General features: G+C 63.5%; 30 protein-coding genes, 1 tRNA gene and 1 riboswitch. Of the genes, 12 read left to right on the top strand and 19 right to left on the bottom strand.

Annotated features, from left to right (window positions below):
- Positions 1–501, bottom strand: a complete 501-nt coding sequence (locus tag ACW5IY_RS08315; RefSeq protein WP_152906252.1) for a hypothetical protein — start codon at positions 499–501, stop codon at positions 1–3.
- A 204-nt stretch (positions 502–705) separates the two neighbouring features.
- Between ACW5IY_RS08315 and ACW5IY_RS08310 the strand changes: the two genes are divergently transcribed.
- Positions 706–1,260, top strand: a complete 555-nt coding sequence (locus ACW5IY_RS08310) for a hypothetical protein (RefSeq protein WP_049436587.1) — start codon at positions 706–708, stop codon at positions 1,258–1,260.
- A 104-nt stretch (positions 1,261–1,364) separates the two neighbouring features.
- Here the strand turns inward: ACW5IY_RS08310 and ACW5IY_RS08305 are convergent, their stop codons facing one another.
- From ACW5IY_RS08305 to ACW5IY_RS08290, 4 genes are all read right to left on the bottom strand, one after another.
- The gene (locus ACW5IY_RS08305) at positions 1,365–1,874 is read right to left on the bottom strand and encodes a hypothetical protein (RefSeq protein WP_152906253.1); all 510 of its coding nucleotides are present in this window, start codon (positions 1,872–1,874) and stop codon (positions 1,365–1,367) included.
- Positions 1,875–2,258: 384 nt separating this feature from the next.
- Positions 2,259–3,569 carry a hypothetical protein gene (locus tag ACW5IY_RS08300; RefSeq protein ID WP_049436585.1) on the bottom strand — a complete coding sequence of 437 codons (1,311 nt, stop codon included), beginning with the start codon at positions 3,567–3,569 and terminating at the stop codon, positions 2,259–2,261.
- A 218-nt stretch (positions 3,570–3,787) separates the two neighbouring features.
- On the bottom strand, positions 3,788–5,197 hold the full coding sequence (gene hemN / locus ACW5IY_RS08295) for an oxygen-independent coproporphyrinogen III oxidase (RefSeq protein ID WP_049436603.1): 1,410 nt from the start codon (positions 5,195–5,197) through the stop codon (positions 3,788–3,790).
- A gap of 44 nt (positions 5,198–5,241) precedes the next feature.
- Positions 5,242–5,682 (bottom strand): group III truncated hemoglobin, encoded by a 441-nt coding sequence (locus ACW5IY_RS08290; RefSeq protein ID WP_049436584.1) that lies wholly within the window; start codon positions 5,680–5,682, stop codon positions 5,242–5,244.
- 179 nt (positions 5,683–5,861) lie between these two features.
- On the opposite strand from ACW5IY_RS08290, the gene ACW5IY_RS08285 reads away from it, so the two are divergent.
- Positions 5,862–6,149, top strand: a complete 288-nt coding sequence (locus tag ACW5IY_RS08285; RefSeq protein ID WP_049436583.1) for a hypothetical protein — start codon at positions 5,862–5,864, stop codon at positions 6,147–6,149.
- On the top strand, positions 6,146–7,195 hold the full coding sequence (locus tag ACW5IY_RS08280) for a 4Fe-4S dicluster domain-containing protein (protein WP_049436582.1): 1,050 nt from the start codon (positions 6,146–6,148) through the stop codon (positions 7,193–7,195). The genes ACW5IY_RS08285 and ACW5IY_RS08280 overlap by 4 nt, the downstream gene beginning before the upstream one ends.
- A gap of 1 nt (position 7,196) precedes the next feature.
- Here ACW5IY_RS08280 and ACW5IY_RS08275 read toward each other — a convergent pair whose 3' ends face one another.
- Positions 7,197–7,433, bottom strand: coding sequence for a hypothetical protein (locus ACW5IY_RS08275; protein WP_019337197.1), 237 nt, complete (start codon positions 7,431–7,433; stop codon positions 7,197–7,199).
- Positions 7,434–7,786: 353 nt separating this feature from the next.
- A complete protein-coding gene (locus tag ACW5IY_RS08270) occupies positions 7,787–7,996 on the bottom strand; it encodes a helix-turn-helix domain-containing protein (RefSeq protein ID WP_010486042.1) in 210 nt (69 codons plus the stop codon).
- Positions 7,997–8,107: 111 nt separating this feature from the next.
- On the opposite strand from ACW5IY_RS08270, the gene ACW5IY_RS08265 reads away from it, so the two are divergent.
- Positions 8,108–8,509, top strand: coding sequence for a transcriptional regulator (locus ACW5IY_RS08265; protein ID WP_010486043.1), 402 nt, complete (start codon positions 8,108–8,110; stop codon positions 8,507–8,509).
- A 22-nt stretch (positions 8,510–8,531) separates the two neighbouring features.
- A riboswitch (Fluoride riboswitch) is annotated at positions 8,532–8,595 on the top strand.
- Positions 8,596–8,677: 82 nt separating this feature from the next.
- A complete protein-coding gene (crcB, locus tag ACW5IY_RS08260) occupies positions 8,678–9,070 on the top strand; it encodes a fluoride efflux transporter CrcB (protein ID WP_005412844.1) in 393 nt (130 codons plus the stop codon).
- 4 nt (positions 9,071–9,074) lie between these two features.
- Here the strand turns inward: crcB and ACW5IY_RS08255 are convergent, their stop codons facing one another.
- Positions 9,075–9,908 carry an AraC family transcriptional regulator gene (locus ACW5IY_RS08255; protein ID WP_049436581.1) on the bottom strand — a complete coding sequence of 278 codons (834 nt, stop codon included), beginning with the start codon at positions 9,906–9,908 and terminating at the stop codon, positions 9,075–9,077.
- 134 nt (positions 9,909–10,042) lie between these two features.
- On the opposite strand from ACW5IY_RS08255, the gene ACW5IY_RS08250 reads away from it, so the two are divergent.
- Positions 10,043–10,537: a DUF6265 family protein gene (locus ACW5IY_RS08250; protein WP_010486050.1), complete on the top strand. Its 495-nt coding sequence runs from the start codon at positions 10,043–10,045 to the stop codon at positions 10,535–10,537.
- An 18-nt stretch (positions 10,538–10,555) separates the two neighbouring features.
- On the opposite strand, the gene ACW5IY_RS08245 is transcribed toward ACW5IY_RS08250, so the two are convergent.
- A complete protein-coding gene (locus ACW5IY_RS08245; protein ID WP_049436580.1) occupies positions 10,556–11,062 on the bottom strand; it encodes an AAA family ATPase in 507 nt (168 codons plus the stop codon).
- 261 nt (positions 11,063–11,323) lie between these two features.
- Between ACW5IY_RS08245 and ACW5IY_RS08240 the strand changes: the two genes are divergently transcribed.
- The 3 genes from ACW5IY_RS08240 to ACW5IY_RS08230 all read left to right on the top strand — a co-directional run bounded on the left by ACW5IY_RS08240 (position 11,324) and on the right by ACW5IY_RS08230 (position 13,570).
- Positions 11,324–12,397, top strand: a complete 1,074-nt coding sequence (locus ACW5IY_RS08240) for a hypothetical protein (RefSeq protein ID WP_049436579.1) — start codon at positions 11,324–11,326, stop codon at positions 12,395–12,397.
- Between the two features lie 90 nt (positions 12,398–12,487).
- Positions 12,488–12,688, top strand: a complete 201-nt coding sequence (locus ACW5IY_RS08235; protein WP_043402170.1) for a hypothetical protein — start codon at positions 12,488–12,490, stop codon at positions 12,686–12,688.
- Positions 12,689–12,805: 117 nt separating this feature from the next.
- On the top strand, positions 12,806–13,570 hold the full coding sequence (locus ACW5IY_RS08230) for a thioesterase family protein (protein ID WP_049436578.1): 765 nt from the start codon (positions 12,806–12,808) through the stop codon (positions 13,568–13,570).
- 15 nt (positions 13,571–13,585) lie between these two features.
- Here the strand turns inward: ACW5IY_RS08230 and ACW5IY_RS08225 are convergent, their stop codons facing one another.
- A complete protein-coding gene (locus tag ACW5IY_RS08225) occupies positions 13,586–13,855 on the bottom strand; it encodes a hypothetical protein (RefSeq protein WP_043402175.1) in 270 nt (89 codons plus the stop codon).
- Between the two features lie 124 nt (positions 13,856–13,979).
- Positions 13,980–14,684, bottom strand: coding sequence for an ArsR/SmtB family transcription factor (locus tag ACW5IY_RS08220; protein WP_049436577.1), 705 nt, complete (start codon positions 14,682–14,684; stop codon positions 13,980–13,982).
- Between the two features lie 105 nt (positions 14,685–14,789).
- Here ACW5IY_RS08220 and ACW5IY_RS08215 point away from each other — a divergent pair, with 105 nt between their 5' ends.
- Positions 14,790–15,431 (top strand): flavin reductase family protein, encoded by a 642-nt coding sequence (locus ACW5IY_RS08215; RefSeq protein WP_049436576.1) that lies wholly within the window; start codon positions 14,790–14,792, stop codon positions 15,429–15,431.
- 4 nt (positions 15,432–15,435) lie between these two features.
- Here the strand turns inward: ACW5IY_RS08215 and ACW5IY_RS08210 are convergent, their stop codons facing one another.
- Together ACW5IY_RS08210 and ACW5IY_RS08205 are read right to left on the bottom strand one after the other, a co-directional pair.
- Positions 15,436–15,966, bottom strand: a complete 531-nt coding sequence (locus ACW5IY_RS08210) for a GNAT family N-acetyltransferase (RefSeq protein WP_230080551.1) — start codon at positions 15,964–15,966, stop codon at positions 15,436–15,438.
- Between the two features lie 57 nt (positions 15,967–16,023).
- Positions 16,024–16,521 carry a GNAT family N-acetyltransferase gene (locus ACW5IY_RS08205; RefSeq protein WP_049436574.1) on the bottom strand — a complete coding sequence of 166 codons (498 nt, stop codon included), beginning with the start codon at positions 16,519–16,521 and terminating at the stop codon, positions 16,024–16,026.
- A gap of 57 nt (positions 16,522–16,578) precedes the next feature.
- Between ACW5IY_RS08205 and ACW5IY_RS08200 the strand changes: the two genes are divergently transcribed.
- Positions 16,579–17,031: an NUDIX domain-containing protein gene (locus ACW5IY_RS08200; RefSeq protein ID WP_192840218.1), complete on the top strand. Its 453-nt coding sequence runs from the start codon at positions 16,579–16,581 to the stop codon at positions 17,029–17,031.
- A 72-nt stretch (positions 17,032–17,103) separates the two neighbouring features.
- Here the strand turns inward: ACW5IY_RS08200 and ACW5IY_RS08195 are convergent.
- The 4 genes from ACW5IY_RS08195 to ACW5IY_RS08180 form a co-directional block, all read right to left on the bottom strand.
- Positions 17,104–17,206: transfer RNA gene (locus ACW5IY_RS08195), tRNA-OTHER, on the bottom strand.
- Between the two features lie 93 nt (positions 17,207–17,299).
- Positions 17,300–19,078 (bottom strand): ATP-dependent nuclease, encoded by a 1,779-nt coding sequence (locus ACW5IY_RS08190; protein ID WP_423177391.1) that lies wholly within the window; start codon positions 19,076–19,078, stop codon positions 17,300–17,302.
- Positions 19,079–19,284: 206 nt separating this feature from the next.
- Entirely contained in the window at positions 19,285–19,782 is a 498-nt protein-coding gene (locus tag ACW5IY_RS08185; protein ID WP_457327156.1) for a hypothetical protein, read from the bottom strand.
- Positions 19,783–19,893: 111 nt separating this feature from the next.
- Positions 19,894–20,322: a BLUF domain-containing protein gene (locus ACW5IY_RS08180; RefSeq protein WP_457327155.1), complete on the bottom strand. Its 429-nt coding sequence runs from the start codon at positions 20,320–20,322 to the stop codon at positions 19,894–19,896.
- Between the two features lie 137 nt (positions 20,323–20,459).
- Here ACW5IY_RS08180 and ACW5IY_RS08175 point away from each other — a divergent pair, with 137 nt between their 5' ends.
- Positions 20,460–21,125: an SOS response-associated peptidase family protein gene (locus tag ACW5IY_RS08175; protein WP_197632349.1), complete on the top strand. Its 666-nt coding sequence runs from the start codon at positions 20,460–20,462 to the stop codon at positions 21,123–21,125.
- 3 nt (positions 21,126–21,128) lie between these two features.
- Here the strand turns inward: ACW5IY_RS08175 and ACW5IY_RS08170 are convergent, their stop codons facing one another.
- On the bottom strand, positions 21,129–21,920 hold the full coding sequence (locus tag ACW5IY_RS08170) for a DNA adenine methylase (RefSeq protein ID WP_457327154.1): 792 nt from the start codon (positions 21,918–21,920) through the stop codon (positions 21,129–21,131).
- Between the two features lie 370 nt (positions 21,921–22,290).
- Positions 22,291–23,316, bottom strand: coding sequence for a hypothetical protein (locus tag ACW5IY_RS08165; protein ID WP_457327153.1), 1,026 nt, complete (start codon positions 23,314–23,316; stop codon positions 22,291–22,293).
- Positions 23,317–24,264: the final 948 nt, after the last annotated feature.

The raw sequence follows: 24,264 nt of genomic DNA, 5'->3' as shown, positions 1-24,264 counted from the left end.
TCAAAGCTGAACTTTTTCGACATTTCGCGGACCGGCCCAGGCCTTGCGGGCGTCCTTCGGCCGGGGCTTGGCTGCCGGCGGCTTGGGCGGCTCCAGTGCTTCCTTGACGCGTGCCGTAGCGGCGACCGTCGCCTCGGCCAGGCGCCGGGCCTGTTGCTGCTGCTCACAGGTCGGCGGCAGGCCGGGCAGCGGTTCAAGCGGTTCGCTTGGGGGGGCATCCAGCAACCTAGCCACGGCCGCGCGCAGGCGCATCTCCGGATACAGCCTGGCGGCGCACCAGCGCTCGGCGTAGCGCTTACCCTGAGACACGCTGGCGGCAAAAACCTTCTTGGTCTCGAAGATCTTTCGCGCATCCAAGTGAAGCCGGACGCCGCGACCGGGCGCCGGAGTGATATTGGCGACCGAACGCCCATTCCACCACGAATCCCACCGCTCCCCTGTCTGGACCCACCCAGACGGGATCGGCCCGGTGCGGAAGCCTTGGTAGGTGGAGGAGATCATGGCAGGAAGGATACGACCGGCCGTCTCAACCACTGCGATCCAACCAATTGACATTCTTAACCACTCAGACTCCCCTGCAAGGGTGCCTCTCGCACTACGGCGTAGGGCTTCACCTACAGCCGTGTTGGCGGTTTTCCGATTGCATCCCCGTCTTACTGTTGCGACCTTGCGCGAGCAGTGCAGCACTACCCTACTCATGGAGAGATGGAAGTGAACTCAACGCAAAACGATTGCAGGCCTGCCCGCTCCACCCCGCGCCGCCTGATGTTGGGCATGTCACTCGCATTGCTATCGGTAGGCTTCGCCCAGAGCGCGTTCGCCGGTCAGTGGGTCCCAACGGGCCGCCTGCTATGGGTGGATTCGGAAACTATCCAGCCTTATCCAGTGGCGTATACCAACTTTTGCCAGGGCGGTGTGGACGGGCCGAGCGGAGTTTATTTGTACGGCGACTGGGGTTCGGAAGGGCTTGGCTCGTGCCCGACGGACGCATACACCGGTTTTGACAACATGAAGTACGGTGGCGGCACCTGTAGGCCAGATCCTCAAGGCGTTGGCGGCGGCTATTCCTGCCAGGAATATCACCACGTTTTCGCAGGTCAGAAGTACCAGGGTCCGATACCGGCGACCTGTAGTACACCGGGACTTTACGGGGTCACCAACTACTACCGTGCAGAGCTTGTGTACTTCGGCTCTGGCGATAATCCCAACGACTATTACGACAGGTTCTTCGAAAGCTCTACGGAGTACGTTTGCCAGTAGTCGGCATCCAAACACCAAGCTCTCAGGCGATGTGCTTTAAGAGCTATTGATCCCCATCTGACTACTACAAGCATTATCGTCCCCGCGCGAGCGGGGACACTACTTCATATCGCCCCAAGGTCCTTCATCACCGCGTGGCCCTGCTGGAGGAGCCCAATCAGCAGACGGCCGCCGGCGACCTGCCGGCCCGTCTCCTCGTTGAGGTAGTTCGCCTGAAGCCTTGCCGCAGCCAAGACGTCCTCCGACGCAAAACTGTCTGGACGGCCTCTTAGTGGTTCACCTGGCGAGGCCAGGCCCCCATCGAGCTGCTGCACGATCGCGGGAGTAGTGCTGTCGTTCTTGGCGTAGGCCGTCGCCACCATCCGCCCACTTTTCGGTGACCAGCCGCCAAGCACAAGTTCCGCGCCCAAGCTCTGCTTCGGAAGGCCCGCATCAATGGCAGCGCGCTCATAGCTCAGCCACAGCTTGTCGATCACAAGCCCCGGCTCCTTCATAAGCTGCTCCACTGTGAAATCTGCTCGGAAGCTCGCCTGGAGGGCAAGCTTGTAGATGCGAAGAAAGAACTGCGCGCATCGGCACAGATGATGGGGCAGGAATGGCCGGAGGTCGCCCATTCGGTGGCGCCTGGAGACTCCTTCGAGCAGACCATCCAAGAGATGGCCGGGGCACTGCTGTGGCTTGAGTACGCGCCCCATTTGCGGCGGCCTACGGCGGCTCCGACCATCTTGGATTCGGCTGAGGAGGCGCCGTGACCGAATCGTCTGCTCCTGACCCGACCATCACGGTCCTGGCCGCGATGATCGAGGGCGAACGCTGGCTCAGCGCGGATTCCTGTGCCGTCCTCTTGGGCCTGACGACGCCGGACGGGAAGCCCAACCGGCGCGGGTTCCTCGAAAGGCTAGCGTGCCATCCCAGCTTCCCTGCCCCGCTTCAGATTGGAAACGAGAAGAAGTGGAAGAGGTCTGAGGTCCTGAGGTGGGCGGATGACCAAAGAAGGGTCACCCGCCAGTAGCATTCTCGGCCAATGCTTCGGCGATGACAGCCTTCCCAAGCTCAGACTCCGTCCTCTGCCGCCTAAATATCGCCACCAGTCGCTCACGGAACCCCGGGACGCTGCGGACGGCCAAGTGGAGCTCCTTAGATGTCAGCAGCTCATGGAATGGGCTGCCTGACACTTGATCCTCTACGAGTCGCAGCGGGATCTCATCAAGCCTACTCATCGCAATAGAGAACAACTGAGCCTCAAGCACCTCGTCCAAGCGCGCTGCCTCGGCCCGATAGCCCTCATAGGCGGCAGCCAGAGCCGCCTTGTACGCATAGTCCTCAGACAGCCTAAATCGTTGACCGGTTTGCTTGGTGGCAACCCAGGCTAGCCAAACGGGAGCCGCTAAAGACAGAGTGGCCAGAGCAACTTGCGCCACGAGGAAGGGCCAGCCGCCGTTGGTTACCTTCGTTGCGGCATCCAAGATCGTTGGGAATCGCACGAACCCAATGACAACTGCTGAGACAAGAGCGACAACCAGCACTCCTCCCCACAAGTAAACCGAGTTCCCCAGAGATCGAGCCTTGGAGTCGAAAGATTTGGCGAGTCCCTCAGATGTTGTAGCAGCGTAGGCGGCACCGACCTTCTTCATCATGAGCTCTGCTTCTTGCATTAGCTCATCCATCCTCGCCTTGCTGTCGGAGGCGCCTCCTACGGCCTCCGCAGCAGCGCCTTCGCACTTCAGCGCATTTTCCTTCGCCGTCTTTGCGTCATCCAAGGCCTGCTCAAGGTCTTCCCTCGTCGCATCAAGGTTCGCTGCAACATCGTACGCCGACGCGATTCTTTCGAGCTTACGATCGACATCATCCAAACCCCAACTCGCCTTATCCAGACGTCTCCTTGCGGTGTCAATGTCCTTCTTGAGCGCTCCTGGAAGGGTCCATATCTGACTGACCACCTTTGGATCCAGGAAACTCTGGAGCTGCACATCCAGCGTGATCATCAGTCCCTGCAGTGAAGCGATCACTTGCGGATCACTCTGTAAATATGGCAAGAGCCTGGTGCGCGCTTCGTCAGTCTTGACCTTCAAGTCCGGCAGAAAGACCGCCGCTCTCTCAACATCAACCGTTGACCAGTCGTAGTCCTTGTAGCGCTGACGAATGATGTCGAAGTTTGCTCGGATATCATCCGCATCGATGACGGGACCATAGGTGCCGTAGCTTACAAATTTCGTCTCGGACCATTTTTCAGTAAATTCATCAACAAGCTGCGCCAGCGCCTCGAAAAGACGAGTCGCTGCATCGACTGGGTCGAAATCTTCCGTCATAAGCCCCCCTACCGTAGGAGAATGCTAGGCGGTTGCACTTTATGAATGCAAGCCAACGGCATTTCGGCTACAAGCGCAATCCCGCCCACCGTGCCAAGGCCAGATCATCTCCTCGGCGTTGCTGCCCCATAATTTCCCCACCTTTCGCCAAAACCATTGCAGCACAAAGGGTTCTGATTCCGGCTCCGGGCACCACACGAACGCAGCACAAGCTACCTTCAGATCGCCCGCGAATAACGCGGTTGCTCGTGCGCGGCACGCAGGTACGGGTCGAAGCACATCGCCAGCAACCGCAGCAATGGTCGCCCAGGTTCGCTGGCACGCACCACGCCATCGCGGTATTCGGCCAGGCCGTCTTCCTGCAGCCGCTGTACCGAACGCAGGTCCTCGGCGAAGTACTGCTCGAAATCCACGCCGTGACGCTGCCCCAGCAGCACGCCATCCACCTCGCCCTGGCACATCAGCTGCTGGATCAGCTCCGCACGCAGCTGGTCGTCGGCACTCAACGCCACGCCGCGCCAGACCGGCAGTTGGCCCTGGTCCACCGCGTCCTCCCACGACGGCAGATCGCGCGGATTCTGGCTGTAGGTGGCACCGATGTGGCTGATCGCACTCACGCCCAGGCCGAGCAGATCGGTATCGGCGTGAGTGGTGTAGCCCATGAAGTTGCGATGCAGCTGGCCGGCACGCTGCGCGCGTGACAGATCCTCCTCCGGCAGCGCGAAATGATCCATGCCGATGTACTGGTAGCCGGCCGCAGAGAGCTTCTCCACCGCCAGGCCCAGCAGCGCCAGCTTGTCTTCCGGCGAAGGCAAGCGGCTTTCGTCGATCTGCTTCTGCGCGCGGAACAGATGCGGCAGATGCGCGTAGCCATACACCGCCAGGCGATCCGGGCGCAGCGCCAGCACCAGTTCGAGGGTGCGGCCGAACCCTTCCAGGCTCTGCCCCGGCAGGCCATAGATCAGGTCGACGTTGACCGAACGCATGCCGCTGTCGCGGCAGGCGCGCAGGATGTCCAACGTCTGCTGCACACCCTGTATGCGGTTGATCGATTCCTGCACCTGCGGGTCGAAATCCTGCACGCCGAGGCTGGCCCGGTTGAAGCCCAGCCGCGCCAGCATGGCGACGTCGCGGGTGTCGATGAAGCGCGGATCGAGTTCGATCGAGAAATCGCGCTGCGGCGAATCACTGAAATCGAAGCGCCGGCGCAACCCTTCCACCAGCGTGGTCATCGCCTCGGCATCGAGGAAATTCGGCGTACCACCGCCCAGGTGCAGCTGGATCACCTCGCGGCCATCATCGAACTGCGGCGCCAGCAGGTCGGCCTCGGCCAGCACGCGCGAGACGTAGCTGTGGCCACGACCGCGATCTCGGGTGATCACCCGGTTGCAGCCGCAGTAGAAGCAGGGGCTGGAACAGAACGGCACATGCACATACAGCGACAGCGCGCGGGCCAGCTGGTTGCTGTCGGAGATCGCCTGGCGCAGCGCCGGCGCGTCGAAGCCATCATGGAAATGCGGCGCGGTCGGATACGAGGTGTAGCGCGGGCCCGGCCGGTCGTGCCGGCGCAGAAGGTCGGGGTCGAAGGTCCAGGCCAGGCCACCGGCGGCGGGAGAGAACGTGTCCATGCCGCCAGCATCGCGCCGGGCGGCCTGCGGCGCCTTGACCCAGATCAATCCTTGCCGGGGATCCCCAGCACCGGCAGGCCTACCTGCGGCCAGCGCAGCATCTGGTAGCGCTTCCAGAAGGTGTCACCGATGCGCGCGGCCACTTCGTTGGCCAGCTCCTGCATCGGCGGGTTGTTGCATTCGGCAGTGGTGATCCGGAACAGCACCAGCCAGCGGTCGAACAGGTCCTTGTCCAGCTCGATGGCCATGTGCTTGGACATCGGCGAGCCCTTGAATCGGCGGGTGCCGCGCAGCATTGCCGACCAGAAGTCGACCAGCTGCGCCAGATGCTCAGGCCAATCGTGGACGTGCGCCTCGAACACCGCTCCCAGCCGTTCTTCCTCACGCACGCGGGCATAGAAATCGTGAACCAGGCGGGTCACTTCCTGCTCGGTGCACAACTCGGGTGAGGCGACGGGGAGGACAGGCGGCGGTGTTGCGTTCATCGGGGTACCCAAAGCGTGCCGGCAGTGTGCCGCACCCAGGCGGCAGCGCCGTTGATCCAGATCAATGTCGGCGCAGTCCGCTGCACCTAGGCTGCCACGCTTGCAGGAAGCATGCCCTGCGGATGCAGCGCCGACCCTGGCGAAGTATACGCGCCGCCCACTTTTCGATCCGGGACAGCATGAACAGACCTTCTCCCAACCGCCGCCAGCGGCTGATCCAGCAGTGGGGCGCCATCCTCTGGCCCAGCTTCATCGCCGCCGGCGTTGCCAGCGTGGTGTTCTTCGCCTTCGTCGATCCGTTGCGCCTGCAGGCCATCAGTTTCCCGGGCACGGCAATCAGTCGCGAACTGGGCTATACGGCGGGATTCTTCATGTTCTGGACGGTAACGTCGCTGTCCAGCGCGGTCACCTGGTACCTACAGCGGCCCATGCCGAGCGATGACGACGACGAGCTGCCGCTGGGATGAGCACGTCCTGCACCCGGATTCCTCGCCCCTGGCACTGGCGCGGCACGCTCAGCGCCGCCTTGCTGGCGCTGTTCTACGCACTGCCGTGGCTGCGCTGGGAGGGTCGCCAAGCGCTGTTGCTGGACATCAACGCGCGGCGATTCGACCTGTTTGGCTGGACGTTGTGGCCCAGCGACGCCGGCGTGCTGATCGGACTGCTGGCGGTGCTGGCGGTGGGCCTTGCGCTGCTTACCCACCTCGCCGGGCGCATCTGGTGCGGCCATGCCTGCCCGCAGACCCTGTGGCGGCGCGCCTTCGACGGGATCGCCCGCAGCGCGGCCCGCATGCTGCCTGCACCTGCTGTACGCCCGGCCACCCAGCTGGCCTGGGGACTGCTATCCGTGTGGACCGGCGTTACCTTCGTCGGCCTGTTCAGCCCCATCGCCGAACTGTTGACCGCTGCGCCCCACGCCGGCTGGAGCCGCTGGGAAACCTTCTGGGTGCTGTTCTATGCAGTCGCGACCTGGGGCAATGCCGGTTTCCTGCGCGAGCAGGTCTGCCGCTCGCTGTGCCCGTTCGCACGCATGCAGCCGCTGCTGACCGATCCGCACACACCGCGCATGCTGTACGACGCCCGTCGCGGTGAGCCGCGCGGGCCACGTCCGTCCGGGCTTGGCGGAGTACTGGGCCGTGGCCGCGGCCTGCTCGACCCGACCACTGCGCAGGACTACGTATTCCGCGCCGCGCATCCGCTGCTGGCCGGACCGATGCCGACCTTCAGCGCCGACCGCCTCGGTGACTGCATCGACTGCGCTGCTTGTGTCAGCGCCTGCCCGATGCAGCTGGACATCCGCCAGGGGCCGCAGGCCGATTGCCTGGCCTGCGGCGCCTGCCTGGAGGCCTGCGCACAACAACAGCACCGGGCCGGTTTCGGTCCGGGGCTGGTGCGCTACTGCAGTCCGCAGGCGATGGCTGGACAATCGAAGCGCCTGTGGCGACCCCGGACCCTGGCCCTGCTGTCCTTGTTGCTGGCGCTGCTTGCCTGCGGCGCCTGGCGCCTGCTCTGAATCAACGCGACCCGTTGGCGTGCGGCGGCACAAGCTGCGCACGCCGGACGATGCCCAGCTGTTCGATGATCAGCGCCATTTCGTTGGTGACTTCGGTACGCTCGGTCCCCTGCGGGACCAGACGGTCCAGCACCTGCTGGTAGGTATCCCAGAACGCCGGACCGCATCCGTGTTTGTGGTAACTGGCTTCCAGTTCGCGGCGTACCCGTTCAGCCAAGCCATGCATGCCGTATTCCATACGACCTCCGTTGGACTTGTTCTGCATTGTTGACGGTCTACCGACTCACTTGCGTGCTACTGAAAGACTCCCAGGCTTCACGCTTGGTTGACTCCAATTAGTCATAGATTTCACGACAGGTCAATTACATGCAGCGACTTTCGCGATTGAAATTATTAATCGTTCACGAAACTACATACGGGGACCCGGACCCCGCGGATGGGGTGAAGCCGACAGTAAGCGGGACCCAGGGACCGACACCTCCAGTAGATGGCGCCGATTGTGATTCTCAGATCGATCGATCTTACCTATTTTGCTAAGCATAATTAGCAAAAGGCGCTTAGCGTGCTAGATGCGACAAAAGGCGGCGCAAGTCAGATGGATTCGCCCGCCGACGCTTCTGTCGTGGGGAACAGGTTGGGATAGCGCTGATGCAGGATGTATTGCCGCAGGGCCGGAATCGGGAAGTCCCTCGGCCATTGCGACACTGCGGAACGGCTTATGCCAAAGAAGCGTGCCAGTTCGGCGTCGGTGCGGAATCCCAGCCGGGTGCGCACCTGCCGCTTGCTCCAGAATTCGGTCACGGTCGGTCCTTCTGTTAACCAGACTGATTCTTGCGACAAGGCTTCTTCGCAATCCACGCGTTAAGCTGGCTTGCATAGATGAATACTCTCGGCCAACGACTCGCGGCAGCCATGAAGAAAGCCGGGCACCCACGCCCGGCCGATCTGGCACGCGCCGCCAAATCAACGACAGCAACCATCAGCAACTGGCTCAACGATCACGTGAGCGCCTCGCACGTGAAAGCCGAACAGCTGTTCCGCATCGCAGATGCGGCCAAGCTGGACGCCCGCGAACTGCTGTACGGGGTCAGCGGGCTCGGCGTCGGTGAGCCCGGCAGTGCCTACATCCCCAGCCAGGCCCATCTGGATGTCTGGCAGGACGCCTACGAGCTGGTCAGCCATCTGGTGGCCGAGAACGGGCTGGAGATCGACCACCGCCGCCATGCGGCGCTGGATCTGCTCGCGTTCGAACTGCTGATGGATGGCTTCAGCCGCAGCAAGGTGGCTCGCGTTCTGACGACCTCGATGACGTGAATGCACCGCCGCTGGTAGCATGGACCGCGATGGGGATGGGGCTCCCCCGATAACCGCCTGAGAAGGCTGATGGCTCCTGCCAGGACGAACCCGGTGTTCGTCGACGGCAGGTCGTGCCTGCCCTCGGCGTTCGCCATTGACCCTGCGAACCCGCATTCGAGGCACGCCATGCAAGCATTGAACAATTATTTCCTGGTCTTCGTCGGCGGCGGCATCGGCGCCTGCCTGCGCCACGCCTGCAACCTGATCGGCGCGCGGGTGGCGGTCGGCAGTCCCTGGCCCTGGTCGACCTTCCTGATCAACATCAGCGGTGCGCTGCTGATGGGCGTGGTGGTCGAGGTCTTCGCCATGCGCAATGGCGCCTCGCCGCAGCTGCGCCTGCTGCTGGCCACCGGCATCCTCGGCGGCTACACCACGTTTTCCACCTACGCGTTGGAGATCGGCCTGCTGCTGCAGCGTGGCCAGCATGGGCTGGCGGCACTGTATGCCGGTGGCTCGGTGGCGCTGGGCCTGGCCGGTCTGTTCGGTGGCATGAAGCTCGCCCGGCTGGTGCTGGGCTGACCGATCAGGCCGCGCTGGCCCGCGCCTGCCCGCGCCATTCCCGTGGCGACTGCCCGGTATGCGCCTTGAACGCGCGCGACAACGCCGCTTCGCTGCCATAGCCCACATCGTCGGCGATCCGCTTCAGCGGCCGCCCCTGCCGCAGCGCCTGTTGCGCGAGTCCGACCCGCCACCCCTGCAGGTACTGGCCTGGCGTGGTGCCCATCGCCTCGCGGAAGCTGGCGGCGAACACGCTGCGTGACATGCCGGCGACCTCGGCCAGGTCTTCCAGGGTCCAGGACTGTGCGGGCGCTTCATGCATCGCCACCAATGCCAGCCGCAACCTCGGATGACCCAGCCCGGCGAACAGGCCGCCGCGCATCTCGCCACCTTCCATCAGCTGGCGCAGCACCTGGATCATCACCACCTCGAACAGCCGGTTGACCATCGCCGCCCGCCCGCAGCGCTGCTCGAACGCCTCCTCGAACAGCAGCTCCAGCGCCGCGTTGCCGCCATACAGGTCGGCCAGCGGCAGGCAGATGAAATCGGGCAGCGCAGCGCTGATCGGATTGAGTCGGCCGCCCTCGAAATGCAGGTTGGCGCAGGCCATGTCGGCGCCCTGCTGCGGGTCGGTACTGAATCGATGTGGCATCGGCCGCGGATACAGCAGCAGGCTCGGCACTTCGACCTGCACGGTCTGCTGCCCGTGACTGACCTGCAGCGGCCCGCGCCGCACCAGGTGCAACTGACCCGCCTCGTCCTCGCCGTCCAGCGTGTTGATACCGCACAGCGCGCCAGCATGGAACACCGAGGCAGTGACCGCAAAACGTTCGAGCAGGATGGCGAGACGGTCGACCATGGCGGGACTCCGGGTCAATCAAAAAGGGCTCAATGCGACAGATCGTATCGGAATAAACACTGGAAAGGACGGCACTGGCCGCGTGATCCCCCGGGCGCTATACAGGCCGCACGTTCCCGCGCATGGAGGCACCGATGTCTCTCCGCATCGCCTTGGCCCTGTTGCCGCTGCTGCTCGCGGCCCCGCACGCACTGTCCGCCTCACCCTCGAAGATCGAACACCTGGCCTGGCTGGCCGGTTGCTGGCAGCTTGATGGCCAGCCGGCCGGTGCCGGCGAGCAGTGGTCCATCCTGGCTGGAAACACCCTGTTCGGCAGCAGCCGCACCCTGCGGGATGGCCGCACGGTGGGCTTCGAGTTCATGCAGCTGCGCCAGCACGATGATGGACGCCTGGTGCTGACCGCCCTGCCCTCTGGCCAGAACGCCACAGACTTCAACGCCACCCGGGTCGATGGCAATGAAGCCGTGTTCGAGAATCCCGCCAACGACTTCCCGCAGCGTATCCACTATCGGCGCCTCGACGACCAGCGCGCGCATGCGCGCATCGAGATAGCGCAGGACAATCCGAAGCAGGCAATGGACTTCCCGATGCATCGCGTCGCATGCGGTGGACCGGTGCCCGCGACCTGACCGGCACCGCGCCCAGTCCTACGCCGTATGGCGGATCACCACGAAGCCCTCTTCCGCGGCCGGTGCCACGAAGTGGCGGGTGATCTGTGCGAACTCCTCGTCGCTGGCCTGGAACGGATGCTCGCCGAGTGCATTGCGCGCGCGCAGCCGCGCCTTGCAGACGTCGTCGGCAACATCGAGGAAATGCAGTTGATGTGCAGCGCCAGCCGGCGAGAACACTTCACGTGCCCACGCGCGGCTGGCTGGCGTATTGAATGGAAAATCGAGCACCACCGAAACACCCGCCTGCAGCAATGCGCGCAGATGATCGGCCAGCACAGTGCGCAACGTGGCTGCGCGCTGCAGATAGTTGGCAATGGAATGGATTTCGCCCGGGTACAGCGCCGCCAGCCATGCGTCTTCGCTGATCAATACGTGGCGCGGCGCCAATGCCAACTGCTGAGACAGGGTGGATTTGCCGGCACCGATCTTGCCACACACCAGGTGCAGGGTCGGCGCAGGGTCGTTCGATGAAGAGTCGTGCATCTGCGTTCTCCTTGGTGGATTCATCTACCCGGGAGAGCGCTGCATGCAGCCCGCCTTCCCGGGCGGGCTGCATGGCCGTGACGACCGCGCGCTACCCCGCCTTCCCGTGAGGAATGCGGATAATCGACGCGGTGCTGTGCAGGGCCATGCCGCCAGCGTAGAGCGCCGCCTGTTCGGCCCGCAACCCCCTGCGGCAGTGCAGCGCGCGCAGCGTTTCGTTGGCATCTATGCTCGGCGCCATTCCCGCATGGAATGACCCCGATGCGTCCCTTGCTTCGATGCGCTGTTGCCCTCTGCCTGCTGCCCTGGATGACATCGCTGGCTGCACCGCCGACGGCGGCACGCATGCTCAGCGGCGAACTGCAGGGCGCGCCCTGGCGGTTGGATGTACCGGCAGACTGGAACGGCGACCTGGTGATGCTGGCCCACGGCTATGAGCCCGTGGGCGTGCCGCGCACCACGCCGATGGCCGCCAACGACAGCACGGCAGCGCTGCTGGGCGCCGGTTACGCCGTCGCGCAGAGCGCATACTCCAGCCAGGGCTGGGCGGTGACCGATGCGATTACCGATACGGAACGCCTGCGCCAGCAGGTAGTGGCTGAACTCAAGCATGTGCGCCACACTTGGATGCTGGGATTCTCGATGGGCGGTGCCGTGACCATTGGCAGCCTCGAGCGCTTCCCGCAGCACTATGCCGGTGGCGTGTCGCTGTGCGGTGCCAATCTCAGTGGCGAACAGATCGCGGCCGACCTGCTGACCACGCTGGTCGCGTTCGATTATTTCTTCCCCAAGGCGGAGGGACTGCCGGGCACCGGGTTGGCATCGCGCGAAGCCGCCGCGCTGCCACAGGTGGAGTTGTACCAGGGCATCGCCAATGCACTGCAGCACGATCCATTGCACGCCGCGTTGCTGGCGCAGCGGCTGCAGGTCTCCGCTGATGCACTGGCCGGCACGATCAGCCTGCATGCGCTGGTCCTGCATGAACTGGCCACGCGCAGCGGCGGCATGCCGGTCGGCAACCTTGGTGTGGTGTACAGCGGATTCGGTGACGACGCCGCGTTCAATGCCGGCGTGCAGTGCATCGATCCCGTGCCTGCGGCGCAGGCGCATGTCCGCAATGCGCTCGCATTGACCGGCGCGGTGAAGCGACCGCTGGCGATCCAGTTCAACCACAACGACCCCACCATCGTGCCCCACATGCAGGCGGTGTATCCGCAGATGGCCGCACGGGCTGGCGCGCGACCATTGCCGCGCGTGCTGCCGCCAGTGGGCGAAGGGCATTGTGGCTTTTCGGAAGCACAGGTGGTCGACGCCTTGAAGGCGGTACAGCACTGAGACCACCGCGTGCCGCAGCGCATCAGGACCGTCCAGCAAGTGCTGCTATGGTGGCCCGGCCCATTGACGGGCACACAAAGGACTGACGTGATGATCAAGACGACCTTGAAGACCGTGATGCTCCTTGGCATGGCCGTGACCGGCCTGGCCTTCGCCGCAGACTCCTGCGAGTTCTGCACCCTGAGGTACGAACAATGCCTGCGTGCAACCCATGGGCCATTGGGAAAGACCTCCGAGCAGTGTCTGGCCGAGTACAAGCTGTGCCGTGAAATGGACTGCCCGTCGCCCTGACCGGTGTCCGGCCGGCTCCTTCGGGGGCCGGCTCAGCCCGCCATGCTGCCAAACGCTTACGATGCAGGGATCGGTGCAGCACCCGCCACCTCCCTCCCTGCAGAAGCAACGCACACGATGGCCTTCTTCGAACGACTGAGCGACACCCGCTACCTGCCGACCGAACATACCGGCGGCGCCTGGAACATCCGCGAACAACACATCGCACCTGCGATCGGGCTGCTGGCGCACCACCTGGAACGCGACGCCGCAGCGCGCGGGCACGGTTTCCTGATCGCACGCCTGTCCTACGACATCCTTGGCACCATTCCGATCGAAGCGATGGAGGCCGACGTACAGGTGCTGCGCGCTGGTCGCACCATCGAACTGGTCGAAGCTACGCTGCGTCATGACGATCGCCCGGCGCTGCGCGTGCGTGCATGGTTGATGCGCCCGAACGATACGCAGGCCATCGCCGGCACGCCGATCGCTGCTATCGCACCGCCGGAATCAATGCCCGAATGGGATCCAGGTACGGTGTGGCCAGGCGGATTCATCAAGAGCGTGGAGATCCGCCGGTACGACCAGGGGCCCGGCCGGGCCACTTACTGGGCGCGCGCGAAGCACGCGCTGCTGGACGGCGAGCCAGTCAGTCCACTGGCCCGTGCCGCCACCCTGTTCGATCTGTCCAATGGCATGGCCGTGCGCGCCGATCCGAAGGAGGTCGCCTTCCCCAACCTCGATCTGACCGCGCACCTGTTCGGCATGCCCGACGGCGAGTGGCTGGGCTTCGATACGTCGGTGTCGTTTGGCCACCAGGGTCTCGGCTTGACCAGCACGGTGCTACACGATGCACGCGGTCCGATCGGCATGCTCGGCCAGGCACTGACCGTGCGTCCGTGATCCCAACGGGCGGCGTCAGCCGCCCAGCGTGCCCATGGTGAAGGTGTAGCCGGAGCTCATCAGGAATTCGCGCATGCGCATTTCGGCGCGCCGCGGTGAGGCCAGGTTGGCCGGGGCGTACAGAGCATAGACCAGGCCCGATCCTTCGATATGCTCGCGGCGGACTTCGCAGCGGGCGGTTTCCGAGGCAATCACCCATCCGTCTTTCAGCCGATCCGGTCCGATGGATTGCCCGTTCTTGAGCCGAAAGGTCAACCAGCGCACATCTGCCATGATTTTGCTCATTTCCGATTCGCTCCGTGCCGCAAGCGATCCGTAGTGTCCTTGCTCGCCATTGCAGCTCCCTAAGACGTGGAACTCGACCATAGCGCCTTTCCATGTCGCAGGTGGCTGAGACTGACCGCAGGGCTCAGGTCGCCAGGGTGAACAGCCGCCACAGTGCCTCGCGCCCCGGCGGAGTCAGGCGTAGTTCGCGCCGGCCCTCGACGCGTCGGAGCCAGTCGTTGCTCACGAAGCTGTCCAGCATCGCCTCGCCGACCAGGCCCGCCAGATGTGGACGCCGCTCGGTGCAGTCCAGGCACCCCCTGCAATAGCGCGCAGGCTTGGCCGCGACCGGCTGCCCAAGTAAATCGGCCAGTGGCTGGCCCAGTCCTCGCAGGAAATCGGCACCGCCCTCGCTCACCCGCCAATGCCCCAGGCCCGGCAACACATGCCCCGCCCTCAGCAAATGGTCGGTGATGGCCACCGCGTGCACGCCGGCCAGGTGTCGATAGCAGGAACGAGCCTCACGCAACGCCGGCAGGCTGCGCGATGCGGAAGCCGTGCAGGACGGCGTGCGGTCGGCAACGCGCAGGATGCCCTCCAGCATGTCGGCAACCTCGTGCGAGGCCAGCCGGTGGTAGCGGTGGCGCCCCTGCGCGACAGACACCAGCAGATCGCCCTCAACCAGCCTGCGCAGATGCGTGCTCGCCGTCTGCGGTGTCACTCCGGCCACGCGAGCCAGCTCCGTCGCGGTATACGCACGCCCATCCATCAGCTGCAGCAGCATGGCCGCGCGCGCCTGGTCGCCGACCAGGGCACCGACGCTGACAAGGGAACCAGGGGTGTGGACCATGGCCGCATTGTGGCACGCCGTCGCCGGCCGACAGTTCGATGCAGGCCGAAGCATCGGCACCCGCTGCCACGGCACAGTGGACACCCCGATAGCGCAAGGCCTGCCGTGAAAACCGCTCCGATCCCCCGCCGCCGCATCACCCCTTCGGTCCTGTATCCCGGCACACCGGTGCTGCTGATGACCACGCTGAACGACGATGGCAGCAGCAACATCAGTCCGCTGTCTTCGTTCTGGGCCCTGGGCAACCGGGTGGTGCTGGGCCTCGGCGTGCAGGGCCAGGGCTATCGCAACCTGCAGTTGCGCAACGAGTGCGTACTGAACTTCCCCTCATCCGCGCAGGCCGCACAGGTCGAGGCCATCGCGCGGGCGACAGGCTGCGATCCGGTGCCCGCTGCCAAACAGGCGATGGGCTACGTGCACGTGCGCGACAAGTTCGCGCTGGCCGGATTCAGTGCGGTCGCATCGACACACGTCGCGCCAGAGGCCATTGCCGAATGCCCGCTGCAGGTGGAAGTCAGCGTGATGGCGATGCACCCGCCCGGCGAGGATGACGGCCAGGGCTTCGTGATCGTTGAAGGACGGATCCGTTGCATGCATGCGCACGAAGCGATCACCGTGGCGGGCACCCAGCACATCGACGTTGCGCACTGGAAACCGCTGATCTACCTGTTCCGCCACTACGTGGGCGTGAGCGAACCGGTCGGGCGCAACTTCCGCGCGGAGACCCCTATGGGCGCTTCTGCCTAGCTCCCTAGACCGTTTCGCCCTGCAGATCGAGCACGGCCGTGGTCCAGCGGCGCTCTCCCAGCGTAGCCACCATGCCGCCTCGATAGACGAAACGGCGCGCGTGACCGTCTTCAATGAAGCAGGTCTCGTTCTGCATCGGCACATAGCCCGCAGAGGCATAGTGCCGATGATCCAGGGCGAACAGCACGGCGAAATCGATACCGTGCCGACGCAGCTCCGCATGGGCCGCCTCGATCAAGCGCGAGGCAACGCCTTGCCGGCGAACGTCGGCACGCACCACCACGCCGCCGATCAAGCCTATGCGTTCCGGCTCGCCATCCAGCAATACGTTGCGTTCGTACAGTGCAAGGTGAGCGACCACATGATCGCCTTCCATCGCCAGGACCAGAGCGACCGGCCCCGGGATAGCATAGCCGTCGCCCTGCATGTCCGGGAACGCCTCGCGGAGCAGATCCTCCGCTTGGTGACGGTGATCCGGCGCCACGCGCTCCCTGCTGGATACCTGAACGTGCATTGCCCTGTCTTCCTGGAACATGTGTCCAGCCTCATCGTGCCACGGAAACATGACCGTGCCCGCGGCAACATTTCACCGTCAGTGCAGCGAGATCCAGTACGAGACGATATCCGCGTAGCTGCCCGCGCGTTTGACTGCCCGCGGCTCTGTGCCAATTACGCTGAAGCCCAGCGATTCATACAGCGCGCGCGCGGCAGTGTTGTCCGCCAGCACCGTGAGGGTGAGCGATTCAATGCCTTCCGCGCGCGCAGCCGCGAACGCTGCAAGAAGAAGCTGGCGGGCGACACCCTGGCCACGATGTTCGGTGCCCACATGGACACTGTGCACTTCCGCCGTATGCCGTCGCGCCATCCGCATCGGGCGTACATAACGCAGGAAGCCCGCAAGCATGCCGTCGATGAAAGCGCCGAAGTAGCGCGTACCAGGATCAGCAAGCTGGGCGCGCATCACCTCCGCCGAGTCATTCAACGCCTCGGCCAGCGTCGACAGGAACGCAGCGGGCGACTCGCGAAGCGCCTGCAACCGCGCTTGCCAGAGAATATCGGCGTCGTCAGCGCTGAGTTGCCGGATAAGCATGCGACACCCTCGTGAAGCTGTTGATGCACAGGTGCCCAGCGTAGCGCGGGTCCACTGATGCGGCGTGCATGCAAGAATGTGGAACGTCCTTTTTCATTCTCCACCATGACTGAACTGCAGATTCCCCGCGTTGGATGCGGCGCCGTCGTCCGTCATGCCGACGGCCGCATCCTGCTGATCCAGCGCGGACGCGAGCCGGAGCGCGGGCATTGGGGCCTGCCCGGTGGCAAAGTCGACTGGATGGAAACGGTCGAGGCTGCCGTAGTCCGCGAAATCCGCGAGGAGACGGCGCTGGAAGTGACGCTGCTGCGCCTGCTGTGCGTGGCCGATCATTTCGAGCCTGCGCTTGCGCAGCACTGGGTCGCGCCGATCTTCGAGGCTCGGGCAGCTGCGGGTGCCGAGGCCTCCATCCAGGAGCCGGGCGTGCAGACCGGGTTGGGCTGGTTCGCGCTGGATGCTCTGCCACGGCCACTGACCCAGGCCACGGTGCAGGCGCTGGCCCGGCTGTAGCGGATATCGATCCAGGCGCGTGCCGGTCTCCAGGCAAACAAAAAGCCCTGACCGAGGTCAGGGCTTTTCAATTGGAGGCCTCAAGCGGAATCGAACCGCTGTAAACGGATTTGCAATCCGCAACGACACGTTAGTTTTCAATGACATATACCACCTTGCCATCCTATGAGCCGCCCAGCTGACCCTAGCGACGCGTAGGACGCGCCCCGCCTGACCACTACGGCCCCCAATGCCCCTTCGACTGCGCATGCTCCCTCTCGAACGCCATCTACCTGGCTTGCGAGAACACTTCCTGCAGCTGCTTGATCAAGCGCTCCAGAGACGGAGGGACGTATCCAAGCACCGCCATCGTATCGGCAGCCGCTCGGGCGAAGGCCATTTTTCGCTCTGGGATTACCGAATTGGCGACGATCCTTCGGTGGGCTTCAGAAGCAACCCGCGCCTCGATCAACTGCACCATAGTCATGTCGCCGCCGAGCTTCTGGAAGTTGAGCTTGAGTAACTCATCAGTTCGAGGCTGAAGCCATCCCTTCCCTTCGGCTTCGCCCCAGTCGAACGGGTCGCACAATTCATCAAGAGCCCAAGAGATACCCATGCCGCTTTGCTTTATTGCCCTGACATGGTCGTCTCCGTTGTCCCTCCCCACAAAGATGCACTTCACCCTCCCCGCCCGACCAAGCGCTTCACACACCATTCGAATTCGCTCAGCTGCCGCCCGACCTGCATCGTCATCATCCAGTAGGGCAACGGTTTTGCCAGACACATCTGCCAAGGCCGCGCGTGCAATACACCTGTCCGCCACCCAATTCGCACCGCCCCCCCTGCCTTCTACGACCTCTATCTTGGCGTCGAGCTGAATTTCCATAACCTGTAGCGCGCCGAGCAGAATCACCTGATCCGAGGAGCCCTCAATGAAAAGTGCATTGCCCTTGTAGAGCAAGCCTTCATCGCGAAGCTGTGACAGCGCTTCCAGCACTTTCTGCCGCTCCACTTCCGCGCGATCCAAGTATGGCTCCACGAATGGCATCAGCCCCAAGGTCCCGTCAACGGCCTCAGGCAAGGGTTCATCACGAAACTGAGTCCGACCATCGATTCGAGCAGCAAATTGAATGGACCCAGACTCGCTATCCTTTGCCACCTTATAGAAGGCCGGCGAGTGGGTACTTACAACAATTTGCACATCCTGTGCATATTCACCAAATTCACGAGCAACCTCGACTTGCTTGGCAAGCTCAAGATTATTCTCCGGCTCCTCAAACCCCCAAATGGTCTCAGGCGCGGGCTTGCCCTTGGCGGAATTCTTTTTCCGCTGTTCCGCCAAAAATTTCAGGATAAGTGGGACGTGCCGCCCTTGAACGCCATCGCCTCTGTTGTGAAGCGCAGTCAGGACCCCGACATCTGACGAGCTGAACTCCAGCGCCTCAAACAGGTCGCCAAGATCTTCGGGTAGGGAGAACTCTGTTCTCAGATCAAGCAGGCGGAGCGAATCCTGTTCAATCTTCGCGACTTCTGCGCGAAGGCCCTCAAGAAACATTCCTGATGCTTCCTTCAGCTTTTCTGCCACAGTTGCTGCCAGTGCAGCATGAAGGCGTCGTTTTAGAATATTGAAGAAAGGTCTGCCACGAACAGCTGGAACGTACTCGAAGGCGAGGTTTCGCGCCCAATAGTTTACTTTGGAGTTCGGGGAGAAAGGCTTGCCATCTTTGCGCCTAATTTCATCCGGGAATGGAGTCTGCTGACCCGCTCGATAGACCTTTCGCCAAGTAATCGCATCGGAATCGCGATAGTGCGCTGGCGGCTGAAGCTCTAGCTCAATAACAATTTCGCGCGCCTTCTTCTTACCAACTCGGGCCTTCTGAGAGAAGTCCCTCTCGAACACCAATGGCTCATCAATATCCGTTTCCTGATTAAAGAACAGATTGAGCGCGCGAAGAACATTGCTCTTACCCGCATCATTAAGGCCAACTAGAGCGGTGTAAACCGTAAAATCGACATGCAAGTCAACGAGCGACCTGAAATTGGTCACCCGCACACTAGAAATGAACATCTGTCCCTGATCCCCTGGCTCACGTGATGCAAGCTGGTTTTATCACACTACGATCAGGTTTGGCTCAGTGACTGGCCACCGGCTTAGAAGGCTGGCGTACTGTGCATTGTAGTCAACAGCTTAGATTGAGTTCAATTCAGGAGGCCTGCGAACAGGCCCCTAGTCTCGCAATGGGCAGCTTCCGTGTATTCGGGAACCCTCTTCGCTCACCAACCACGTAGATCGCGCAGCCCTGCCCTCACCCATGCCTTACGCGCATCCCTCGGACGGGGTTTCGTTTCGGCCGGAGGCTTACGGGGCTCCAGCGCTGCCTTGATCCGCTCGACCTCCTTCGCTCCGGCCTCGGCTAGGCGTCGAGCCTGTTGCTGCTGCTCGCGAGTCGGCGGCAGGCCGGGCAGTGGCGGAGGCGGCTGAATCGGCGTGCTGTCGGTCAGCCGGGCGACGGCCTCTCGAAGGGGCAGATCGGGATAGAGTCTGGCCGCGCACCAGCGCTCGGCGTAGCGCTTCGCCTGTCGGACGTTGGCGGCGCGCGCTTCCTTGGTGTGCCACATCTTCTGGCCTTCCATCCACAGCCGAACGCCAGGACCGCCATCGAGCGTGACGTTCGCCGTTTCCCGGCCGTTGTACCAGAGCGCCCAGCGCTCACCGGTCTGGACCCAGCCAGAGGGGATCGGGGCAGTGCGGAAGCCGTGGGAGGAATACATGGCCGGAAGGATACGACCGGCCGTCGCAGATCCTGCGAACACGGCGGCCACCTGCCTGAACCGTTCGGGGAGAGTCGAGACTGACTCGACTCTGTGCCGGCACGCCGCTGCTCAGGCAGCCTCGGCGAATGGTTCGACCAGTGCCACCAGCATCTCCATGGCGGTGGCCTGGCCAACTTGATCGCCCCCCCGCTGCAGGAAGGAAGTCCAGTCGGCCCGCACCAGCTGCACCAGCTCCGGCGGCGACAGGGGGATGCAACGCATCGGCCAGTACGGAAGACTGCGCTGTCCGACCCGCCCCCGCGCAATCTCGATCAGGCTTGAATGGCTGGTGGCGCCCGCTGCTCTGGAGAAGGCCACATCCAAGCCATCGGGCGGCCCCTCCATGTAAGCGAGGAACCTCTGCCCATCAAACAGAGTGACCCCGGTTACTCCGGCAGTGCGATTGAATCGCTCTGCGTCCGCCATGATCTTGGACAGGTGGGCCATGGTCAGGTCGCCAACCGCTTCGCTGACAAATACAACAGCCCTGTTGGGCATGGCTCTCTCCGGCCTCCATGGGGAGCCCGAGCGTAGAACCGCTACCGTAAGTTCCGCGTAGAGGCCGCCTGACCGGCGTCACAGTTCGCCCTGGCCCTACACGCCCCGGGCACGCCCGGCAGGGCTACCCTCCGGCCATGTGCGGCCGATTCGTCCAGCTCCCCGTGATCGACTTCGGCCAGCCAGGGCTGGCTGACCTTGCCCCCGGCTTGGCCGAGATCCAGCCCAGCTACAACTTGGCGCCTACGCAGCGCGCCTCGGTGATCCTGGACCGGGGCGAAGGCCGGCAGGTCACTCGCTTGGCTTGGGGCCTGCTGCCGTTCTGGGCGAAGGCCAAGGGCCTGCAGGGCTCGACCATCAATGCCCGGATCGAGACGGTGGCCACCAAGCCCGCTTTCCGGTCGGCGTTCAAGAAGCGACGGTGCGTGATCCCCATGGCCGGCTACTACGAGTGGTCGGTGAGCCCCGAGGACGGAAAGAAGGACCCATGGTTCATCCACGCCACCGCGCCACTCCTAGCCGCCGGCCTATGGGAAGACACCAGCCCCTTGCTGCCCGATGGCAACCTGGGCACCTTCACGATCATTACCGGTGACAGCAGCGGCGTCTCGGCCGACATCCACGACCGCATGCCGGTCTGGCTCCAGGTCGACCAGATCGATGACTGGATGGCGGCCAGCCCCGACGACGCCATGGCGATGCTGCTGGCAAGCTCGCCTCCATCCATGGAGGCGTACAGGGTCAGCCGCGCCGTCAACACGCCACGAAACAATCGCGAAGACCTGCTCCAGCAGATTGCGTGATGCCTACAGCAGGGTGGCCTGGCTGTCGTCCCAGCTTTTGATGATCAACTCTCCGAACTTTCTCCCCCTCCCCTGCCCGCCGCCGATGGTGTAGTCGAGCTGCAGCGGCACCAGGTCGAAGCCGGCGAAAACTTCGCGGATTTCAGGATGGTCGTTGATCGAGACCACAAAGCGGCCGACCGAGGTGCGCATCAGCTCGGCCATGGCCTCGTACTCCGCGAAGGGGAACTCGACGCCGTAGCCCTCTGTTTCCCAATACGGGGGATCGAGGTAGAACAGCGTCCCCGGCCGATCGTAGCGCCGCACGCACTCCTGCCATGGCAGGCACTCGATCACGGTGTTCGCCAGGCGGAGATGCACAGCGCTCAGCTCCTCCTCGATGCGCAGAAGGTTTAATCGTGGACCGCCAGCGGTAACCACGCCGAACGACTGCCCCTGCACCTTGCCACCAAAGGCGAGCTTCTGAAGGTAATAGAAGCGGGCGGCGCGCTGGATGTCGGTCAGGGTCTCCGGCCGCTCCATCTGCGCCCACTCGAACATCTGGCGCGACACCAGCGACCAGCGGAACATCCGCACGAACTCGTCCAGGTGGTGGCGCACACACCGGTACAGGGACACCAGCTCGCCGTTGATGTCGTTGAGCACTTCCATCTGTGCTGGGTACGGCCGCATAAGCAGCGACGCGGCGCCACCGGCGAACGCCTCGACGTAGCAGTCATGGATTGGGAAGTGCGGATAGAGGTGCTTCAGTAGGCGGCGCTTGCCGCCCGGCCAGGAGATGATGGGCTTGGGCATGGGTTCTCAGTATTTGCGATAGGGGAAGCCGACAATCCCGCCGCTCTCGCGAGGGCGGCAGGGCCACGGCCAATGCCAGGTGCTGAGATCACCTGTGTTGCGGCGCTGCCTGGATGCTTGCCGGCATCCGGGCAGCGCCCTGCTTCGTCAGACGACTAGTTCTACCAACGGGAGATTGGGCGCGGCTTCCAGTAGTCGGCCACCACTGACCCAAACGTTGTACGGAATGGGCTGCTGCAGCTGACCGAAGGCTCGCATCTGCGCGCCGTCGTAGGTTGTCAGGCTACTGGTGCCATCTGCATTGTGTGCAGTGACCGTTGCCAGCAATCGCGGCCGGCCGCTGACCAGTTCGCCGAATTGATCCCACAGATCAGTCCGCATCGGTGAAATGCCTCTCCAGAGTCGCTGTCTGCTCGATCACGACAGCCTGTTGATCCACGACGACCTCAATGCGGATCGACTCGCATTGGCCGTGCCAGGTTCCTTCAGAACTCAGCACCTGCACCAGGTCGAGCGGCAGGATCACCCCGATCTCCCCTGCTTTCAGCGGCCTCGGGAAAAGCGGCACCGTCAGGTCCACCGCCGCCTGCTCACCGCGATCGCAGAGGATGTTGCGCCCCCGCTCGGCTGCGGCGGCAGCAACGTTGATCAAGGGGCTACTTACCTGCTGCGCGTAGAGCTGGCCCGCTTCGCCGGCCTTGCGCACCTTGCAGGTGACCCCCTTCCCGGCCAGCTCTCCCGTGACCACCACCGCGTCATACAGGGGCGCACTGCGCATCTGCAGGCTCTCGGTCAGCACAATGTCTTCCTGCAGTAGGTGATCCGGCGTTGTCTCCCGCCAAAGCCACGGACTGGCCGGGTAGCTGGCGCGGACAACCAGCGCCAGGTCCGAGGGATGGGACTGCACCACCCCGCCACTCGCACCAGCGAGCGCACTAATGGCATCCAGCGGCGTGTTCGCGTCATAGAACCATGCGCCGGGCGGAACCAACCAATCAACCGTGTCGTACCGACTGGCAAAGCCCGTGTCCGCCAATTCCTCCGCGACAAGCTGGGCCATGCTGCGCTCCTCCGTGGTGGCCTTGACGCGAGCAGGGGCGTAAGGCGGTGCCAGCAACGCTGTCCTTGATCGCCCACTCAAACGCACGCCGCCCCCAGCAAACTCGCGCTGTTTCTGGAAGCTCTCGATGATGCCCGTCCAGACGTAGCCGTTCAGCACCAACTCGAACTGTCGCGGGCCCGAGGCCGAGGGCTTGAGCAGTCCCAGCTGATCGGCATCGGCCAGCTCGATGTCAAAGGTCCAGCCCCAAGCCGAACGGCCGGCGCTGAGCGAGACGCGGGCCAGTTCGATCGGAATCCGATCAGGAAGCCGCACAAATGAAACCTCATTGATCACGACGTAGGTCCTACGTTGGGGGCGCACCACATAGCACGCCGAGATACCAAGATTCAGGGGAGCAACACTGGACAGGCCGAGAACTCCGCACCCCAGGTTCAATCCAACCTGGTTGCCAGCAGGAAAGCTGGGGCCAGGTTCCGGCTCTGGATCAGGCCCGGGGCCTGGCCTGATCCCCCACGGGATACGGGCGGCAGCCCCCCAGGGCATCAGTGAATCTCGCCGAGTGCGGACAGGATGGCGCCATTCCCATGACGACACGGCGTTGGCAGAACGCGTAATTGAACGCCAACGCAGCGTGAGCTCTACCGTTGATCTATTGAGCGCACCCCAGGCGAACATCGACCCACTCGAAAGCGCGCTGAGAAGGCTCCGCCAACGAACCTCCAGTGATCGCGATGATTGACCTAATGCCTGCCAACGCAACAGTGTCTCGCTGCTGGACCCACGCATTGTTCGATGCCAATCAAACTGACCCGATGCGCTTAATCCGGATGATGACGACCACGCAATGCCATTCCCTTGATGGACACCAGCGGCAGTGCCCCAAGCCAAGCCCCTATCCGTTGCAGCCACCGAAGCGGGCGCCCAAGCCAAGGACGAGACAGCCTGGCAACGGGCGGACTTTCGCCAATGCAAGCCCACAGCCTGGCGAACACCCCGGATGACCGGCTCAGGCGCGTTATCGTCCCACTCCACGCCAAGATTCAGGCCTACCCGTGATCCACCTGGGACAGCTAGGGGACCGAGGTTCAATCCCGCGCGACGACCTTCCGGTGTCAACATGCACTTACTCCAACGGAGCCGGGGAAACCCAGTCCTGAATCGCAGCGTTGTGGTTGCCGCGATCGTCAAATCCAATGACCAGGAACTTTCGATCCATATCTAGACCCTCGACACGCCACGTCCCATCGACCTTCGATCTGGTCATTGCGACGGCCGACATCG

It is taken from the genome of Stenotrophomonas sp. C-A (assembly GCF_054030835.1).
Note: the sequence above shows the minus strand (reverse complement) of the source record. Positions and strands in the feature narration are given on the sequence as shown.

Coding starts and splice junctions, on each gene's coding strand:
- ACW5IY_RS08315 (WP_152906252.1), bottom strand. CDS start 501: ATGATCTCCTCCACCTACCAAGGCTTCCGCACCGGGCCGATCCCGTCT.
- ACW5IY_RS08310 (WP_049436587.1), top strand. CDS start 706: ATGGAAGTGAACTCAACGCAAAACGATTGCAGGCCTGCCCGCTCCACC.
- ACW5IY_RS08305 (WP_152906253.1), bottom strand. CDS start 1,874: ATGGGCGACCTCCGGCCATTCCTGCCCCATCATCTGTGCCGATGCGCG.
- ACW5IY_RS08300 (WP_049436585.1), bottom strand. CDS start 3,569: ATGACGGAAGATTTCGACCCAGTCGATGCAGCGACTCGTCTTTTCGAG.
- hemN (WP_049436603.1), bottom strand. CDS start 5,197: ATGGACACGTTCTCTCCCGCCGCCGGTGGCCTGGCCTGGACCTTCGAC.
- ACW5IY_RS08290 (WP_049436584.1), bottom strand. CDS start 5,682: ATGAACGCAACACCGCCGCCTGTCCTCCCCGTCGCCTCACCCGAGTTG.
- ACW5IY_RS08285 (WP_049436583.1), top strand. CDS start 5,862: ATGAACAGACCTTCTCCCAACCGCCGCCAGCGGCTGATCCAGCAGTGG.
- ACW5IY_RS08280 (WP_049436582.1), top strand. CDS start 6,146: ATGAGCACGTCCTGCACCCGGATTCCTCGCCCCTGGCACTGGCGCGGC.
- ACW5IY_RS08275 (WP_019337197.1), bottom strand. CDS start 7,433: ATGGAATACGGCATGCATGGCTTGGCTGAACGGGTACGCCGCGAACTG.
- ACW5IY_RS08265 (WP_010486043.1), top strand. CDS start 8,108: ATGAAGAAAGCCGGGCACCCACGCCCGGCCGATCTGGCACGCGCCGCC.
- crcB (WP_005412844.1), top strand. CDS start 8,678: ATGCAAGCATTGAACAATTATTTCCTGGTCTTCGTCGGCGGCGGCATC.
- ACW5IY_RS08255 (WP_049436581.1), bottom strand. CDS start 9,908: ATGGTCGACCGTCTCGCCATCCTGCTCGAACGTTTTGCGGTCACTGCC.
- ACW5IY_RS08250 (WP_010486050.1), top strand. CDS start 10,043: ATGTCTCTCCGCATCGCCTTGGCCCTGTTGCCGCTGCTGCTCGCGGCC.
- ACW5IY_RS08245 (WP_049436580.1), bottom strand. CDS start 11,062: ATGCACGACTCTTCATCGAACGACCCTGCGCCGACCCTGCACCTGGTG.
- ACW5IY_RS08240 (WP_049436579.1), top strand. CDS start 11,324: ATGCGTCCCTTGCTTCGATGCGCTGTTGCCCTCTGCCTGCTGCCCTGG.
- ACW5IY_RS08235 (WP_043402170.1), top strand. CDS start 12,488: ATGATCAAGACGACCTTGAAGACCGTGATGCTCCTTGGCATGGCCGTG.
- ACW5IY_RS08230 (WP_049436578.1), top strand. CDS start 12,806: ATGGCCTTCTTCGAACGACTGAGCGACACCCGCTACCTGCCGACCGAA.
- ACW5IY_RS08225 (WP_043402175.1), bottom strand. CDS start 13,855: ATGAGCAAAATCATGGCAGATGTGCGCTGGTTGACCTTTCGGCTCAAG.
- ACW5IY_RS08220 (WP_049436577.1), bottom strand. CDS start 14,684: ATGGTCCACACCCCTGGTTCCCTTGTCAGCGTCGGTGCCCTGGTCGGC.
- ACW5IY_RS08210 (WP_230080551.1), bottom strand. CDS start 15,966: ATGTTCCAGGAAGACAGGGCAATGCACGTTCAGGTATCCAGCAGGGAG.
- ACW5IY_RS08205 (WP_049436574.1), bottom strand. CDS start 16,521: ATGCTTATCCGGCAACTCAGCGCTGACGACGCCGATATTCTCTGGCAA.
- ACW5IY_RS08200 (WP_192840218.1), top strand. CDS start 16,579: ATGCGGCGTGCATGCAAGAATGTGGAACGTCCTTTTTCATTCTCCACC.
- ACW5IY_RS08190 (WP_423177391.1), bottom strand. CDS start 19,078: ATGTTCATTTCTAGTGTGCGGGTGACCAATTTCAGGTCGCTCGTTGAC.
- ACW5IY_RS08185 (WP_457327156.1), bottom strand. CDS start 19,782: ATGTATTCCTCCCACGGCTTCCGCACTGCCCCGATCCCCTCTGGCTGG.
- ACW5IY_RS08180 (WP_457327155.1), bottom strand. CDS start 20,322: ATGCCCAACAGGGCTGTTGTATTTGTCAGCGAAGCGGTTGGCGACCTG.
- ACW5IY_RS08175 (WP_197632349.1), top strand. CDS start 20,460: ATGTGCGGCCGATTCGTCCAGCTCCCCGTGATCGACTTCGGCCAGCCA.
- ACW5IY_RS08170 (WP_457327154.1), bottom strand. CDS start 21,920: ATGCCCAAGCCCATCATCTCCTGGCCGGGCGGCAAGCGCCGCCTACTG.